We start from the raw sequence: 14,071 nt of genomic DNA on the forward strand, positions 1-14,071 counted from the left end.
ATTATGGGACGTTTCACACTCGGAGCGGTATGCTTGCGGAGGGTTCCCATGTTTCTGATTGGCCTGTTCAGCCTTGCAGCGGTCGGAGGTGCGGCCTACGCGATCAGCGATGTTTTCACCGTCGAAGAGCCGGACGAGGATGACGAGGACCGCATCGAAGAAGCCGAGGCCGAGGACATCCCCACAGGAAACCTGTTGGAGGACGGCGAAAACGTCGACGAACCCGCCGAGGCCGACTTTGACGACCCGAAGGACGAAGAGCCGTCTGAGGGTGAGGTCGACTCGAACCTCGACGGGGATCTGGTAATCGAAAGTTCTAACGAACCAGCCGGGATGGGCGGAGAGGACCTGATCAACCCGTTCGATGGGGACGATCTGATTGACGGCGGGTCGGGCAACGACATCCTGTATGGGGGCGGCGGTGCCGACGTGATGTCCGGCGGCGAAGGTCACGACATTCTGCACGGTGAAGACGATGACGATATGCTGGCGGGGGATGCCGGGGATGATGCCCTTTTCGGGCATCTCGGCGATGACGATCTGCATGGTAGCGAAGGCGACGACCGGCTTTATGGTGGTCAGGGCGACGATTCCTTGCAGGGCGGTGACGGCGACGACGCCTTGCAGGGCGGCGATGGAAATGACCATCTGTCAGGAGGGGCGGGTGAGGACACGCTCTTTGGCGGCGATGGCGACGATGTTCTGACCGGTGCCGACGATTCCGGCGATTTCGCTGCGGATTTCCTGAACGGCGGCGCCGGGGACGACTTTATCCTCACAGGCGCTGGGGACAGCGTTACTGGTGGCGAAGGGGAAGACAATATTGCGCTGGATACAGCAGCCGAAGACGATCCGGACCCCGTGACGATCATGGATTTTCAGGTCGGTCAGGACAAACTGCTGGTCACGTGGGATCAACCCGATGCGCCCGACATCAAGATCGAAGCCGGGGACGCGACGGACTCGGTGACACGGGTCATGATAGACGGTCAGGAAATCGCGCGCCTGCTGGGTGCCGAAGGTCTGAGCCCAGCCGACATCCAACTGGTGACCGAGGCGCAACTGGCGCAATTCGCCGCCACCGGCTGAGGGGAAGAATCCCTTTGCCATTCCATAGAAAAGCGCTTATACGCGCCCATCCGCATCGGAATCGGTGCGGTTTTCTCCATGGGCCTGTGCTGGACGACATCCCGGCCTGCGCCATCAACTCTAACCTTCAAAGGAGACCCCGATGTCGATTACTGCCGCTGAAAAAGCACGCGTCATGAAAGAATTCGCAACCAAGGACGGCGACACTGGTTCGCCTGAAGTCCAGGTTGCCATCCTGACCTCGCGCATCACCACCCTGACCGAGCACTTCAAGACCCACAAGAAAGACAACCACGGTCGTCGCGGTCTGCTGAAAATGGTCGCCCAGCGCCGCAAACTGCTGGACTACCTGAAGGGCAAAGAAGAGGCGCGCTACCAGGACCTGATCAAAAAGCTGGGCATCCGCCGCTAAGCGCACCTTGGGCGCTTTCCATGGGCTTCAAAGCTCAGCTTATCTCAAGCTAACGCCTGCCATCATGGCAGGCGTTTTTCGTTTAGATGGCCACCAAGCGGACCCTAGCTGCGTTTGTTGTGCTGGCCATCCGTGGTGGCGACTTTGCGGATTAAGTGTGAATTCGCCGCAGTTGCGTATATGGCGGGCTTTCGGACTCAAGAATTTGACCGGCCGGCCCTAGATTGACAATGTTCCAGCCAAGTCCTGCGCTTCCTTCATCAGGCCCTCGATAAGCTGCTCTGCGGTCCCTTCCTTATTCAAAGCCGCAGCTTGCCCATACAGCAAAAACTGATGCTCCAGATCATCTTCGGCAATGCCATGGCGTTTGATTGGGCCGCTATAGTTATACATCAGCGGAAAGGCCGGCAGCTTAGGTCGACCTTGCGCCAGTTGAGTGGAATACGGCGTCTTTCGCGCTCTGCAGGGCCGTCCCGAGAAAGCGCGGGACAGATGGGTATCTTCATCACTGGCATTCATCAGCGCGTTGTGGTGTAGGTCAGTTGTCGGAGCTTCCGCGCAGGTGAGGAAGGCCGTACCCATCCATACGGCGTCTGCACCCAGGGCACGGCAGGCGAGAATTCCACGCCCGTCTGCAATTCCTCCCGCTGCGACGACCAGACAATCCACCGCATCGCGGATTTGAGGCACAAGAGCCAGCGTACCGATGCCAACATCTTCGTAGTCTGCGACAAAGGAGCCTCGGTGACCCCCCGCTTCCCAGCCTTGTGCAACGACAACGTCAATGCCCGCTTGTTCCAACGCAAGTGCTTCGTTGACAGTTGTTGCAGTCGCCGCAGTCACAATATCCGCGCCCTGAAGTTTGGAGATGATGGAAGGGTCCGGGCAACCGAAGTGAAAACTGACCATCGCAGGCGCTTCTTCGATCAGTAGGTTGAGTTTGTCCGTATCAAACGTCTCTGCTTCTGTCTCCGAGGCGTCGGCAGGGAGGTCCAATCCTAAATCCCGATAGAATGGGGCGACAAGTGCGCGAGCTTGTTCGTCCAAATCAGGATCAAACTCTGGTTGTTTGTGAAGAAAAAAGTTCAGATTGAAAGGTTTGTCCGTCAACTGCTTCATTTCTGCGATACGCTGGCCCAGCTCGTCTACCGACATCTCGGAGCATCCGAGCGAACCCAGGCCTCCGGCGTTGCATACTGCGGATGCAAGCGGAACGAGCGGTTTCTGCAGAATCATCGGCGCTTGTACGATTGGATGCTTCAGCCCTAGCCGCTCGCTGAATTTTGAAGAATTCCACATATCACTTACCTTTTAACTGCCCGGAGTTTCGCCCGATTTCTCTACATGCTCACATCCGTAAGCAACCCCGAGAAAGGTTTTGAGAATAAGCGGACCCCTCTGCTGCCGAAGTTTCTGTGAAAATAATCGTTCGTTCAAGTTGCAGCACTCGGTACATTGGGCTCTGACCTGTCAAATGCGCTCGTCGCGTTGCGCCCGACGGCTTAAGACAATTCGGTACAAAAAAATTTTCGCTGCAGAGAAAAACGCCCGCCGTCCGGCGGGCGCTTCCATTAGCTAGGGAGCTTTCCCTACATCTTCGACTGTTCCGATTTCAGCGCCAGCCACAGGCAGTAGCACATGATCAAAACCACCAGCGTGAAGGGGATGCCGGTTGATACCGCAGCCCCTTGCAGCGCTGAAAGGCCTCCGCCCAATAGCAAGGCAATGGCGACCAGGCCTTCAAGCGTGCACCAGAACACGCGCTGGATCACCGGGGCGTCCATCTTGCCGCCCGCAGTAATCGTGTCGATCACCAGTGATCCCGAGTCGGACGAGGTGACAAAGAAGACAACGATCAGGACCAACGCGATCGGAGCGATCAGGCCGTAGAGCGGAAGCTCTTGCAGGAAGCCGAACAGCGCACCCTCGGGGGCATAGCTGTCGATCACCGTGGCGCGGACACCTTCGGCTCCGCCTGCGTTCAGCATGTCGATGGCCGCACCGCCAAAGGTCGACATCCAAAGGGCGCAGACAGCCGTGGGGGCCAGCAAGGCGCAGATCACGAACTCACGTACCGTGCGACCTTTGGAGATGCGGGCGATGAACATGCCTACAAACGGCGACCACGCGATCCACCACGCCCAATAGAAGGTCGTCCAGCCGTGGAAATAGCTCGTGTCCTCTCGCCCGAACGGGTTGGACAGCGCCGGAAGGTGCAGCACGTAGTCCACCATCACGTTGAAATACCGTGCGATGGCTGTGCCGATGCCGGTGACGAGGATGACAAAGATGAACAGGCCAACCGCCATGATCATGTTGATCTCGCTCAACCGTTTGACGCCAGCATCCATGCCCATAAGGACCGAGCCCATCGCAATCATCGTGATGCCGATGATCAAAAGAACGGTTACGGTCGGGCTTGGTTCGATCCCGAAGACCGCATTCAACCCCGAAGCAACCTGTTGCGCCCCCAGACCCAGCGAGGTCGTCAGGCCGAACAGCGTGGCAAACACCGCCAGCGTGTCGATGATATGACCCCACCAGCCCCACACGCGCTCGCCGAGGATCGGATAGAATGCCGAGCGCAAAGTCAGCGGCAGATCAAGGTTGTAGGCAAAAATCGCAAGACTGAGGCCAACCGCAGCATAGACCGCCCAACCTTCCAGACCCCAATGGTGAATGGTGCCGACGATGCCTGCGTATTCATTGCCCGGAACCGCGATATCGATACCCAAAGGCACCGCATTGCCGTCTTCGGCAAAGTTATAATAGACCGGCTCCATCACGCCGAAGAACAGCAGACCGATGCCGATGCCGGCCGCGAACATCATCGCGATCCATCCGGCGTAGGAATAGTCTGGTTTTGCGTCCTTGCCGCCGATCCTGACCTTACCAACAGGCAGAATGATCAGCGCCAGACAGAACAAGGTAATCGCATCGACTGAAAGTACCAGAAACCAGTCAAACGTGCTTGTCAGCCACGGCCGAAGCCAGCCAAAGAAGGTTGCAGCTGCTTCCTGATTGGCCAATGAGATCAGCACGAAGGCAAAGATCAGGATGCTCGAGATAAGAAAGACCGGGTTGTGAATATCCAGACCAAACGGTCTGACATTGTCCTGCCCCAGTTCGTACTCCGTTTCAAAGTCATAGATCCGCGGATCCGGATCCAGCATTTTCTTTGTTTCCGCCATTCGTCTGCCCTTCTGTTCGCTAAGTGCAAACGCCAAGGTTTTTGACCTGCGGACGGAGACGAGTGTGTTTTCCCTTGGCGTATTTCCGTCGTATCGACCGCGGGCTTCGTGGTAACAGCCTACACGCGCACCAGAATTTTACCAAACGCATTCCATGCGCAGAATGTTAGCGCCGCTTCTTGCTGCACGACCTCGTCCGAACGACTGGCCAATCTGGCAGAACTCATGTTATTCACCCAGATGGTTGACTGAAGCAGTATAAGGATGTAATTCATCCAAATGGTTGAACGAGAGAGTCAGCATGACCTCAATGCAATATTGAAAGCCGCATCCGATCCGACGCGCCGTGAGATACTGACAATGCTTGCGCAGCAAGGTCCCTTGCGGGTGACGGATATCGCGCGGCAATTCGATATGAGCCTCAACTCGGTGTCCAAGCACATCAAGGTGCTGGAAAACGCCGAACTGGTGCAGCGCAGGACCGAATGGCGCGAACACCTGATTGAGGTGCAGATGGCCCCCTTGTCAGCCGTGGACGACTGGTTTGCCGGGCTGCGTTCGATTTGGGCGCTTCGGCTGGACGCCCTGGAAACTGCTTTGGAGGACCCAGATGATGACGGAACTGTCACTTGAAATCACACGTGCCATCCCGCACCCGCCTGAAAAGGTGTTCGATGCGTGGCTGAACCCGGAAATGTTGGCCAAGTTCATGCTGCCCGGACCAGGAATGACCGTGCCAGAGGCGCAGTCCGACGCAAAAGTTGGGGGCCGGTTCAAGATCATCATGCGCGCGCCCGAGGCGGGCGATCTGCCGCATGAGGGCGAATACAAGGTCATCGACCGACCCAACCGGCTGCAATTCACCTGGAACTCTCCCTACAGTCAGGATGATTCCACAGTCACCCTGGACTTTACGCCAACCGATGCCGGGACCGAACTGCGCCTACATCACATTCGCTTCCCGTCACAGGAAAGCCGCGACAATCACGAAGGCGGCTGGACTGCGATCCTTGTGGCACTGGAGGGGGCATTGTAATGAACTGGTTGGCATTGGGAACTGGGGTGATCGCAGCATTCCTGCTGGGATGGCTGGTTTATGGACCGATTGGTTTTCAGAAACGCTGGGCCGAAGGAACTCGGATTGACCCGACACCGCCGGTCTCACCGCCTCTGGCGCAGATGGCCACACAGATCGTGTTTCTGGTTCTGCTGGCCACCATCATAGCCGTTACCGAAACCACCAACAGTTTGGGCGTTGCCCTGCTGGCGATCCTCGCGGTTGCGGCGCAGGCAGCATCGGTCGGCGCCTGGGCACAAAAAAGTGGCTTTGCGATCATGGTCGATACCGGCTACGCGCTGGGATGTGGCGTCGTGATGATCCTCGCGCACGCGATCCTCTGAGCAAAACTGGCCAGGTTCACATCAGACCGGGCAAACGCTGGGCGGTCTTCGTCCGGCCCTGTGCGGTTCCCCTTTCCTTTGGGTCCATTCTCATGTATGCGCGCGATATCTGAGACGTTGTGCCCTGACCTCGGCACTCGAATGGAAGATAAAGTGGGGTCGGCGGCAATGGGGCCGCCATGCAAACCGGAGACCCGCAGGGGCGGGAGTGCTCCGTTCTAGGATACGCATATGTTTGATGTAACAAAGAAATCAATGCAGTGGGGCGAAGAGACGCTGACACTGGAAACCGGCAAGGTTGCCCGTCAGGCTGACGGCAGCGTGATCGCCACGCTGGGCGAAACCAGCGTCATGGCGAACGTGACCTTTGCGCGGGCGCAAAAACCCGGTCAGGACTTTTTCCCGCTGACCGTCCACTACCAAGAGAAATACTATGCCGCCGGTAAGGTTCCGGGTGGCTTCTTCAAGCGCGAGGCGCGCCCGACCGAGAAAGAGACGCTGACCGCGCGTCTGATCGACCGTCCGATCCGCCCGCTGTTCGTTGACGGCTTCAAGAACGAAGTTCTGGTGATGTGCACCGTGCTGTCCCACGATCTGGTCAACGACCCCGATATCGTCGCGATGATCGCTGCTTCTGCCGCGCTGACCATCTCGGGCGCGCCGTTCATGGGCCCGATCGCCGGTGCCCGCGTTGGTTTCGAGGATGGCGAATACGTCCTGAACCCGACCGTCGATGACATGCAGGACCTGCGCCTGAACCCTGAACAGCGTCTGGATCTGGTTGTTGCCGGTACCAAAGACGCCGTGATGATGGTGGAATCGGAAGCCTACGAGCTGTCCGAGGCCGAAATGCTGGGTGCGGTCAACTTTGCGCATGAGCAGATTCAGCCGGTCATCGACCTGATCATCTCGCTCGCCGAAGAAGCCGCGAAAGAGCCGTTTGACTTCCAGGCACCGGATTACTCGGAGCTGTATGCTGCCGTTAAGGCCGCCGGTGAAGAGCAGATGCGCGCCGCCTTCGCAATCACCGACAAGCAAGAGCGCACCGCCGCTGTTGCCGCTGCCCGTGAAGCGATCAAGGAAGCACTGACCGAGGAACAGCTGGAAGACGGCAACCTGGGTTCCGCGATGAAAAAGCTGGAAGCAGGCATTCTGCGCGGCGACGTCGTCAAAGGCGGCAAGCGGATCGACGGTCGTTCGACCACCGATATCCGTTCGATCGTTGCAGAAACCTCGATGCTGCCGCGTACGCACGGTTCCGCGCTGTTCACCCGTGGTGAAACACAGGCGCTGGCCGTGACCACGCTGGGCACCGGTGATGATGAGCAGTTCATCGACGCGCTGCATGGCAACTTCAAATCGAACTTCCTGCTGCATTACAACTTCCCCCCCTATTCGGTTGGTGAAGTTGGCCGCGTCGGTGGCCCCGGCCGTCGTGAGATCGGCCACGGCAAGCTGGCATGGCGCGCCCTGCAGGCAGTTCTGCCTGCGGCGACCGACTTCCCCTACACGATCCGCATCGTGTCGGAGATCACCGAATCCAACGGATCGTCCTCGATGGCGTCGGTCTGCGGCGGTTCGCTGTCGATGATGGATGCAGGCGTTCCGCTGAAAGCACCGGTTGCCGGTGTGGCCATGGGTCTGATCCTGGAAGATGACGGCGAATACGCCATCCTGTCGGACATTCTGGGTGATGAAGACCACCTGGGCGACATGGACTTCAAGGTTGCGGGTACCGAAAACGGCATCACCTCGCTGCAGATGGACATCAAGGTCGCGGGCATCACGCCCGAAATCATGGAGAAAGCCTTGGCGCAGGCCAAGGACGGCCGGATGCACATTCTGGGTGAGATGGGCAAAGCCCTGTCCGAGACCAACGAATTCTCGGTCCACGCCCCGCGCATCGAGACCATGAACATCCCGACCGACAAGATCCGCGAAGTGATCGGCTCGGGCGGTAAGGTCATCCGCGAGATCGTCGAGGTTTCGGGTGCCAAGGTCGACATCAACGACGACGGCGTGATCAAGATCGCCTCGCCCGACGGTGAATCGATCAAGAAAGCCTATGAGATGATCCACTCGATCGTTGCTGAGCCGGAAGAAGGTCAGATCTATACCGGTAAGGTCGTCAAGATCGTCGACTTCGGTGCCTTCGTGAACTTCTTTGGCAAGCGCGACGGTCTGGTGCACGTGTCCCAGATCGAAAACCGCCGCCTGAACCATCCGTCGGATGTTCTGAAGGAAGGTCAGGAAGTAAAGGTCAAGCTGCTGGGCTTTGACGATCGCGGCAAGGTCCGCCTGTCGATGAAAGTTGTCGATCAGGAAACCGGCGAAGAGATCGTGCCTGAGAAGAAAGAAAAGAAAGAGGAAAGCGCAGAGTAATCTGACCTTTCATCGCAAACACGAAAGACCCCGGGTTTTCCGGGGTCTTTTTTTGCACTCCAAACAAAAATGCCAAACTGATCAGGCGAGCCCTTCGGGCTGGACACCAGCGTGGCGCTCGCTCTCGACCTCAGCCCCGACGCGCAGTACCCCCTCAATAAACAGGTCCAGATCCTGCCGCTGGGTACGGTGATTGTTAACCGCGACGCGCAGACAGTGTTTTCCATCCAACGTCGTGTCCGAGGGGATCGCAAGACCGGATTCCTGAACGCGCAGCATGATTTCAGTGTTCATCTCTTTCAAGCGATCTTCGTCCGTCTCACCGTTGGCATATCTGAAACACACGATGTTCAGATCCACTGGTGCAATCAGCTCAAGCTTGGGGTTGGCGTCGATCAGTTGCTCCAAATGCCGCGCCTGATCAATGTTCTGGTCAATCAGGCGACCCAGCTTCTCGACCCCGTTTTCTTTCAAAGACATCCATATCTTGAGCGCCTTGAAACCCCGGCTGAGTTCAAAACTGTAATCGGCCAGAAACTTGCCCGCTATCAGCCCGCGTTCCTGCATTTGCAGGTAATCGCCATGCATCTCCAAAGTGTTGAAATGCAACCGTTCGTCCCGGATCAGAACGCAACCTGCTTCGAACGGGGTGTGCAACCATTTGTGCGGGTCCAATGCAATGGAATCCGCCAATTCGATGCCATCGACCAGCCCCCTATGGCGGGAAGACAAGCGCAGAAATGCACCGATACATCCATCAACATGGAACCACATGCCCTCGCGGCGACAGATTTCGGCAATCGAAATCAAGTCGTCCAAGGCGCCGGTATTCGTCGTGCCCGCCGTTCCGATGACACAGGCCGGTTTGATGCCGTTGGCCCGATCCTCTGCAATAGCCGCCTCGAGCGCTGGAATGCTCATCCGGTTATGGTCGTCGCTTTCAATTTCCCTAAGTGCCTTCGCGCCGTGACCCATGGTCTCAAGCGCCTTCTGATGACAACTATGGACCTGATCTGATGCATAGAACCTCAGCGGCTGCGGCATCCCCAGAATCCCTTCGACGCGAACATCCACACCGGCAAGCGCGTTGCGCGCGACATTCAGCGCAACCATATTGGCCATCGAACCACCGCTGGTGAGGGTGCCACTGGCATCCTCGGGAAAACCCATCAGTTCCTTGAACCAGTCGACAACCTGAGTGTCCATCATTGCGGCAGCGGTCGTGCCCCCACCTAAGTTTGACCCGTCAACGGCCGCAAGAAAATCGCCCAAAGCGCCGGTGAAATTGGATGACCCCATGTACCAACCCCAAAACCGAGGATGAATATTGCCCATGGAATACGGCAAAAGATTTGTCTGAAGTTCGGCGTAGACGGCATCCAGCGGTTGAGGTGCCATCGGAGCAGGCGATTTGAAGAAGTTGCGCACTGTATCTGGCATCTCTTGCCAGACATGGCGGTCTCGGACTTCGGTCAAATGTTCGATCGCGTCGTCAACCATTCGATGTGCAACGTCGCGCGACAGGGTCCAGTCTTCCGGATCCAGAGATTCTTCGAAATTACTCATGACAACGCCCCCAAGACTAAAGGTTCAAAGTCTGTAGGGTGTCGAATGCTGTGTCAATCGGATGCAAGCCGAAGCGGTGCCGCAAAAGTCTGGACGTGCCTATACGTTCGCTGTCGGTGCGCATTGCAAGTGATGCGGATCACCGGAAATGTTGGGAAGGCGTGACGCCTCCCCAAATAGTCATACCGGCTTACGACGGCGCTTTGGTTTTGCGCAGATACGGGAAGATCGTTTCGAACTCGCCGAACTTCTCCTTGGCGTCTTCGTTCGACACGGCTGGCGGGATGATCACATCTTCTCCGGGCACCCAGTTGGCCGGGGTGGCAACACCTTTGGCGGACATCTGCAGCCCGTCGAGCGCGCGCAGGATCTCGGCAAAGTTGCGGCCCACGGTCATCGGGTAGGTCATCGACAGTTTCAACTGCTTGTCGGGGCCAATGATAAAGACCGAACGCACGGTGGCACTGTCAGCCGGTGTGCGACCGTCGGGCAGATAGGCCTCGGCGGGCAGCATGTCGAAGGCTTTCGACACCGCCAGACCGTCATCGGCGATGATCGGGAAACCGGGATTGGCATTGCCGTAGGCCTCGATATCCTTCTTCCACTTTTTGTGGTCTTCCACCCCATCGACCGACACTCCGATCACTTTGGTGTTCCGCGCTGCCCATTCATCGTTCAACTGGGCGACTGCCGAAAACTCGGTGGTGCAGACAGGCGTGAAATCCTTGGGGTGCGAGAACAGAATGGCCCAGCTGTCGCCAATCCAATCATGGAACTGGACAGTGCCCTGATCCGTTTCTGCGGTAAAATTCGGGACGGTGTCGTTGATACGCAAACCCATAAGGATTCTCCTTTTCGTAATGCAGGCGACTCGGATGCAGCAAACTTAATCACTTTACGGCTGCGATAAACCTTTCAGATGCGTCTAATCCAGGAAAATCCGAATTCGCGCGATTTGCAGCTGCCTTCGGGAATCGACTTGCCCAGGCGTTTGACGAATGACAGAGTGCCACAAAACCGACCGCATGGTCGGCATAACGTGGGTCAGGAGGAGCTGCCATGATCGAAAAGCGCAATTTCTACATCAACGGCGAATGGGTGGCCCCATCCGCGACACATGATTTTCAGGTCATCAACCCGTCGACCGAAGAAGCCTGCGCGGTAATTTCGCTTGGGTCCCAGGCAGATACCAACGCCGCCGTGGCCGCCGCCAAAGCCGCCCTGCCCGGCTGGATGGCCACCCCGGTCGAGGACCGCATCGCATTGGTTGAAAAGCTGGTCGAGATCTACCAGACCCGGTCCGAAGATCTTGCCCAAGCGATGTCGCTTGAAATGGGTGCCCCGATCGACATGGCCCGCACGCAGCAATCCGGGGCCGGGATCTGGCACCTGAAGAACTTTGTTCGCGCCGCCAAGGCGTTTCCGTTCGAACGCCCGCTGGGCGAGCACGCCCCGAATGATCGGATCATCCACGAGGCGGTCGGAGTTGCCGCCCTGATCACACCCTGGAACTGGCCGATGAACCAGATCACCCTCAAGGTGGGCGCAGCGGCAATCGCCGGGTGCACGATGGTCCTGAAACCGTCCGAGCAAAGCCCTCTGAACGCGATGATCTTTGCCGAGATGATGGACGAGGCCGGGTTCCCTGCGGGCGTGTTCAACCTTGTGAATGGCGACGGGGTGGGCGTCGGCTCGCAACTGTCAAGCCATCCGGATGTGGACATGGTCAGCTTTACCGGCTCGACGCGCGCGGGCACCGCGATTTCTAAGGCCGCCGCTGAGACGTTGAAGAAAGTGCATCTGGAACTGGGCGGCAAGGGTGCAAATGTCATCTTTGCGGATGCAGACGAAAAGGCGGTCAAACGCGGCGTGCTGCACATGATGAACAACACCGGCCAAAGCTGTAACGCCCCGAGCCGTATGCTGGTGCAGCGCCCGATTTACGATCAGGCCGTGGAAACCGCAGCCGAAGTGGCCGGCAAGGTCAGCGTTGGCAGCGCACAAGACGAAGGTCGCCATATCGGTCCGGTTGTGAACGAGGTGCAGTGGACCAAAATTCAGGACCTGATCCAGAAGGGCATTGATGAGGGTGCGCGTCTGGTTGCGGGTGGTACCGGGCGGCCGGAGGGCCTGAACAAGGGTTACTATGTGCGCCCGACGGTATTTGCCGATGCCAACAATCAGATGACCATCGCGCGCGAGGAAATCTTTGGTCCGGTTCTGACCATGATCCCGTTTGATTCCGAGGAAGAAGCCATCGAGATCGCCAATGACACGCCCTATGGCCTGACAAACTATGTTCAGACCCAGGACGGCGCGCGCGCCAATCGGATGGCGCGGCAACTGCGTTCGGGCATGGTCGAAATGAACGGCCAGTCGCGCAGCGCGGGCTCGCCTTTTGGGGGCATGAAGCAATCCGGCAACGGGCGCGAAGGCGGTGTCTGGGGGTTGGAAGATTTCCTTGAGGTCAAAGCCGTCGGAGGCTGGGCGGCAGAATAACCCCTCCACCTTGCGTAATCCAGTTGTGAGGCACCCATTCGGGTGCCTCGCTTTGTATTCAGGCTGGACGGACCAAAAGCTGGGGTTCCCCGTCCGAGGTTTTGTGCGACGAGCGGCCATCCCAGCCGATCACTCCGCTGACGCGCTGTCGGAAAGATGAGAAGCTTTCGAAGCGCACGACATCCACTGGCGTGTCGAAGTGCAGCGTTAATCGGCGATATGCTCCGTCGCCCAGTTTCGACAGGCTGCGAATTTCCGCTGTGAAAGGCTGACCCAGGTATCTGCCTTTAACTCGGCCACCAACGCGCAAATGGACCCGATTGCCCGCCTGCGCGCTGAGCGTGTTCCAATCGCGCAGGCCGTGCTGATGCGCCAACCTCTCAAGCGTTTCGCTGTGCGACAGGTGAACACCCATTGCGCGTAGTCTTTCGCGCAGACGTTTCGCCTGCGCCTTCAGCTCCCTTATCGGAGCGATTTCGTTTGATGCAGTCATGGATTGCCTCGTTTCCTAAAGGGGGCGCGAGATCAGGATGGGGTTCGCATTGCCATCCGCGCGCCTGGAAAGGGCAACAGATGTTGAGTCATCGGGTTTCACCAAAGCCAAAGGGCCGCGAACGGCAGGGGACCCGAACCTGCCGCGCCTTTTGGCAGCCTCGGGCCGTTCTGTCAATCAGACGTCAGCCTGCGCGGCCTCATAGGCCAGCATGGCGCGTTTCACGGGCAGGCCCCAATGATAACCACCCAGACCGCCGGATTTGCGCAAAGCACGGTGACACGGGATCAGCCAGCTGACCGGGTTGCGGCCAACAGCAGTGCCCACGGCGCGAACCGCCTGGGGTGATCCGACCCGCTGTGCGATCTCGGAATAGGTTGTGACCTGACCCGACGGGATGTGCATCAGTGCTTCCCACACCTTGATCTGCAAGGGTGAGCCGATCAGGTATAGCGGCGTTGGTTCTACCCGGTTGCTGGCCGCACCAAATGCGCTCAGCACCCAGGGGCGCAGGCGCATGGGATCCTCGACAAAAACCGCCTGCGGCCAGCGCGAGAGCATATCATCCATCGCGTCTTCCTCGCCGGTTTCGGCCCCAAACGCGATGCCGCAGATGCCCTTGTCGGTGCCCATCACCAGCGCCGGACCAAAGGGGCTTTCGAACCAGCCCCAATAGATGGTCAGACCCGCGCCCTTGCGGGCGTATTCACCGGGACTCATGGATTCCCACTTCAGGAAGAGATCGTGCAGGCGACCACTGCCGGACAGGCCGACATTATGTGCGGTCTCAAGCGTCGTGAAGCGTTCGCGCAGCAATGCCTTGGCATGGCCCAGCGTAAGATATTGCTGGTACCGTTTCGGCGACACGCCGGTCCAGCGTGAGAACAGCCGCTGAAAATGCGCTGGGCTCATGTCCATCTGGCGGGCCAGCTCGTCCAGGCTGAGACCCTCGCCGCCCTGGTCGATCAGGTCGATCGCCCGGCGCATGACATTGTAGTGATAGCCGCTTTCGGGGGTCTGAACGTTCATGGTCGCACT

The 14,071-nt window shown here is 58.2% G+C and carries 13 protein-coding genes; 7 read left to right on the forward strand and 6 right to left on the reverse strand.

Going from position 1 to position 14,071, the window contains the following annotated elements:
- Positions 1–48: 48 nt before the first annotated feature.
- The gene (locus ACR0JA_RS17815) at positions 49–1,089 is read left to right on the forward strand and encodes a calcium-binding protein (RefSeq protein WP_480577957.1); all 1,041 of its coding nucleotides are present in this window, start codon (positions 49–51) and stop codon (positions 1,087–1,089) included.
- Positions 1,090–1,231: 142 nt separating this feature from the next.
- Positions 1,232–1,501, forward strand: coding sequence for a 30S ribosomal protein S15 (rpsO, locus tag ACR0JA_RS17820; protein ID WP_008757925.1), 270 nt, complete (start codon positions 1,232–1,234; stop codon positions 1,499–1,501).
- A 219-nt stretch (positions 1,502–1,720) separates the two neighbouring features.
- On the opposite strand, the gene ACR0JA_RS17825 is transcribed toward rpsO, so the two are convergent.
- Positions 1,721–2,800 (reverse strand): NAD(P)H-dependent flavin oxidoreductase, encoded by a 1,080-nt coding sequence (locus ACR0JA_RS17825; protein ID WP_480577960.1) that lies wholly within the window; start codon positions 2,798–2,800, stop codon positions 1,721–1,723.
- 290 nt (positions 2,801–3,090) lie between these two features.
- A complete protein-coding gene (locus ACR0JA_RS17830) occupies positions 3,091–4,692 on the reverse strand; it encodes a BCCT family transporter (protein ID WP_480577963.1) in 1,602 nt (533 codons plus the stop codon).
- A gap of 279 nt (positions 4,693–4,971) precedes the next feature.
- Here ACR0JA_RS17830 and ACR0JA_RS17835 point away from each other — a divergent pair, with 279 nt between their 5' ends.
- The 4 genes from ACR0JA_RS17835 to pnp all read left to right on the forward strand — a co-directional run bounded on the left by ACR0JA_RS17835 (position 4,972) and on the right by pnp (position 8,475).
- The gene (locus ACR0JA_RS17835) at positions 4,972–5,325 is read left to right on the forward strand and encodes an ArsR/SmtB family transcription factor (RefSeq protein WP_480577966.1); all 354 of its coding nucleotides are present in this window, start codon (positions 4,972–4,974) and stop codon (positions 5,323–5,325) included.
- A complete protein-coding gene (locus ACR0JA_RS17840; protein ID WP_480577969.1) occupies positions 5,306–5,728 on the forward strand; it encodes an SRPBCC family protein in 423 nt (140 codons plus the stop codon). The genes ACR0JA_RS17835 and ACR0JA_RS17840 overlap by 20 nt, the downstream gene beginning before the upstream one ends.
- On the forward strand, positions 5,728–6,093 hold the full coding sequence (locus ACR0JA_RS17845; RefSeq protein ID WP_480577972.1) for a DUF1761 family protein: 366 nt from the start codon (positions 5,728–5,730) through the stop codon (positions 6,091–6,093). Before ACR0JA_RS17840 ends, ACR0JA_RS17845 begins: the two co-directional genes overlap by 1 nt.
- 231 nt (positions 6,094–6,324) lie before the next feature.
- On the forward strand, positions 6,325–8,475 hold the full coding sequence (gene pnp / locus ACR0JA_RS17850) for a polyribonucleotide nucleotidyltransferase (RefSeq protein WP_480577975.1): 2,151 nt from the start codon (positions 6,325–6,327) through the stop codon (positions 8,473–8,475).
- Positions 8,476–8,556: 81 nt separating this feature from the next.
- Here the strand turns inward: pnp and ACR0JA_RS17855 are convergent, their stop codons facing one another.
- Positions 8,557–10,041 (reverse strand): pyridoxal phosphate-dependent decarboxylase family protein, encoded by a 1,485-nt coding sequence (locus ACR0JA_RS17855; RefSeq protein WP_480577978.1) that lies wholly within the window; start codon positions 10,039–10,041, stop codon positions 8,557–8,559.
- Positions 10,042–10,231: 190 nt separating this feature from the next.
- Complete coding sequence (locus tag ACR0JA_RS17860) at positions 10,232–10,882, reverse strand: peroxiredoxin (RefSeq protein ID WP_170521286.1); 651 nt, start codon at positions 10,880–10,882, stop codon at positions 10,232–10,234.
- 218 nt (positions 10,883–11,100) lie between these two features.
- Between ACR0JA_RS17860 and ACR0JA_RS17865 the strand changes: the two genes are divergently transcribed.
- Positions 11,101–12,540, forward strand: a complete 1,440-nt coding sequence (locus ACR0JA_RS17865) for an aldehyde dehydrogenase family protein (protein ID WP_480577981.1) — start codon at positions 11,101–11,103, stop codon at positions 12,538–12,540.
- A 58-nt stretch (positions 12,541–12,598) separates the two neighbouring features.
- On the opposite strand, the gene ACR0JA_RS17870 is transcribed toward ACR0JA_RS17865, so the two are convergent.
- Entirely contained in the window at positions 12,599–13,033 is a 435-nt protein-coding gene (locus ACR0JA_RS17870; RefSeq protein WP_480577984.1) for a glyoxalase superfamily protein, read from the reverse strand.
- Positions 13,034–13,210: 177 nt separating this feature from the next.
- Positions 13,211–14,062 carry a bifunctional helix-turn-helix domain-containing protein/methylated-DNA--[protein]-cysteine S-methyltransferase gene (locus ACR0JA_RS17875; protein ID WP_480577987.1) on the reverse strand — a complete coding sequence of 284 codons (852 nt, stop codon included), beginning with the start codon at positions 14,060–14,062 and terminating at the stop codon, positions 13,211–13,213.
- Between the last annotated feature and the right edge of the window lie 9 nt (positions 14,063–14,071).

The organism is Ruegeria sp. AM4 (assembly GCF_056540665.1).

What these genes read in the sequence shown, in the direction of transcription:
- pnp (WP_480577975.1), top strand. Translation starts at nt 6,325, where the DNA reads ATGTTTGATGTAACAAAGAAATCAATGCAGTGGGGCGAAGAGACGCTG.
- ACR0JA_RS17815 (WP_480577957.1), top strand. Translation starts at nt 49, where the DNA reads ATGTTTCTGATTGGCCTGTTCAGCCTTGCAGCGGTCGGAGGTGCGGCC.
- ACR0JA_RS17825 (WP_480577960.1), bottom strand. Translation starts at nt 2,800, where the DNA reads ATGTGGAATTCTTCAAAATTCAGCGAGCGGCTAGGGCTGAAGCATCCA.
- ACR0JA_RS17870 (WP_480577984.1), bottom strand. Translation starts at nt 13,033, where the DNA reads ATGACTGCATCAAACGAAATCGCTCCGATAAGGGAGCTGAAGGCGCAG.
- ACR0JA_RS17830 (WP_480577963.1), bottom strand. Translation starts at nt 4,692, where the DNA reads ATGGCGGAAACAAAGAAAATGCTGGATCCGGATCCGCGGATCTATGAC.
- ACR0JA_RS17875 (WP_480577987.1), bottom strand. Translation starts at nt 14,062, where the DNA reads ATGAACGTTCAGACCCCCGAAAGCGGCTATCACTACAATGTCATGCGC.
- ACR0JA_RS17865 (WP_480577981.1), top strand. Translation starts at nt 11,101, where the DNA reads ATGATCGAAAAGCGCAATTTCTACATCAACGGCGAATGGGTGGCCCCA.
- ACR0JA_RS17835 (WP_480577966.1), top strand. Translation starts at nt 4,972, where the DNA reads ATGGTTGAACGAGAGAGTCAGCATGACCTCAATGCAATATTGAAAGCC.
- ACR0JA_RS17845 (WP_480577972.1), top strand. Translation starts at nt 5,728, where the DNA reads ATGAACTGGTTGGCATTGGGAACTGGGGTGATCGCAGCATTCCTGCTG.
- ACR0JA_RS17855 (WP_480577978.1), bottom strand. Translation starts at nt 10,041, where the DNA reads ATGAGTAATTTCGAAGAATCTCTGGATCCGGAAGACTGGACCCTGTCG.
- ACR0JA_RS17840 (WP_480577969.1), top strand. Translation starts at nt 5,306, where the DNA reads ATGACGGAACTGTCACTTGAAATCACACGTGCCATCCCGCACCCGCCT.
- rpsO (WP_008757925.1), top strand. Translation starts at nt 1,232, where the DNA reads ATGTCGATTACTGCCGCTGAAAAAGCACGCGTCATGAAAGAATTCGCA.
- ACR0JA_RS17860 (WP_170521286.1), bottom strand. Translation starts at nt 10,882, where the DNA reads ATGGGTTTGCGTATCAACGACACCGTCCCGAATTTTACCGCAGAAACG.